This is a genomic window from Luteibacter anthropi, assembly GCF_011759365.1.
Lineage (GTDB): Bacteria > Pseudomonadota > Gammaproteobacteria > Xanthomonadales > Rhodanobacteraceae > Luteibacter > Luteibacter anthropi.
The window spans coordinates 1-1,022 of the sequence record NZ_JAARLZ010000021.1 but is presented as its reverse complement, the minus strand read 5'-3'; the positions used below and the strand labels follow the sequence as shown (position 1 = coordinate 1,022).

Here is a 1,022-nt window from a genome sequence, read left to right as displayed (position 1 = left end):
CTGTAGTGGCCGGGTTTTTCAGGACCACCGATAGGAGCAAACTTCTCCTACGAGGTGATTCATGGGTCATAGAAAAATATCCGCGGCCATCAAGGTCGAGGCCGTGCGACTGGTCATCGATGGGGGGCATACAGCCCCCCAGGCGGCCAAATTAATGGGTGTGGGGCCGACGGCCCTGCGGCGTTGGGTCGACGAGTGGCAGGCCCAGCAGGCCACCATGCCCCAGACGTTGGCCGAGCAGCAGCTCCTTATTGCCCAGCTCAGGGACCAGTTGAAAGCCATCGAAGAAGAGCGTGACGTCCTAAAAAAACAATTGCCCTCTCACCTCGCACGTATCTTGAAGCCGCGCAGATCGTCGAGAAGGTGAGAGGGCACCTGTCGGTCCGGCGCGTCTACGCCATCCTGGGCTGGTCACGCAGTGGCTTCTACACGGTGCCCATGCCGAAGCCGCCGGTCGAGGCGCGCCTGGCCAAGACCGCTCATGCCATCCATCGATCCAGTCGCCAGAGCGTCGGAGCACGGCGTATGGCCCGTGGATTGAGACGGCATGGCTTTACCATCGGTCGTGAGGCCGCGGCCACGCTCATGCGTCGGCTGGGGCTTCAGGTGAGGAAGAAGCGCTATCAACACTATCGACGCAACACCAAGCCGGCACCGGCGGCCAATGTGCTCAATCGCCAGTTTGATCCGGGCCACGCCAACCAGGCGTGGGTCGGCGACATAACGTTCATTCCCACCCGCCAGGGCTGGCTGTATCTGGCCGTGGTCGTGGATCTGTTCTCGCGCCGGATCATCGGCTGGGCGACCAGTACCGTGGCCGATACGCGACAGGCCCTGGCGGCCAGCGAACTGGCCTTTGCCCTGCGTCGGCCCGGACCGGGCGTCATCATGCATACCGATCAAGGCTGCCAATACACCTCCGATCGCTTCGTCGCTCATCTGGCCCAGCACGGGGCCATCCAAAGCATGAGCCGTAAGGGCAATTGCTGGGACAACGCGGTGGTCGAGCGGGTGTTTCGCAG

The 1,022-nt window shown here is 62.7% G+C and carries 2 protein-coding genes; both read left to right on the top strand.

Annotated elements, in window-relative coordinates:
• The first annotated feature begins 61 nt into the window (after positions 1-61).
• Positions 62-367: a transposase gene (locus HBF25_RS21990; protein ID WP_166953034.1), complete on the top strand. Its 306-nt coding sequence runs from the start codon at positions 62-64 to the stop codon at positions 365-367.
• On the top strand, positions 364-1,022 hold a 659-nt coding region (locus HBF25_RS21985; protein ID WP_166953031.1), incomplete at its 3' end, for an IS3 family transposase. The genes HBF25_RS21990 and HBF25_RS21985, both read left to right, overlap by 4 nt.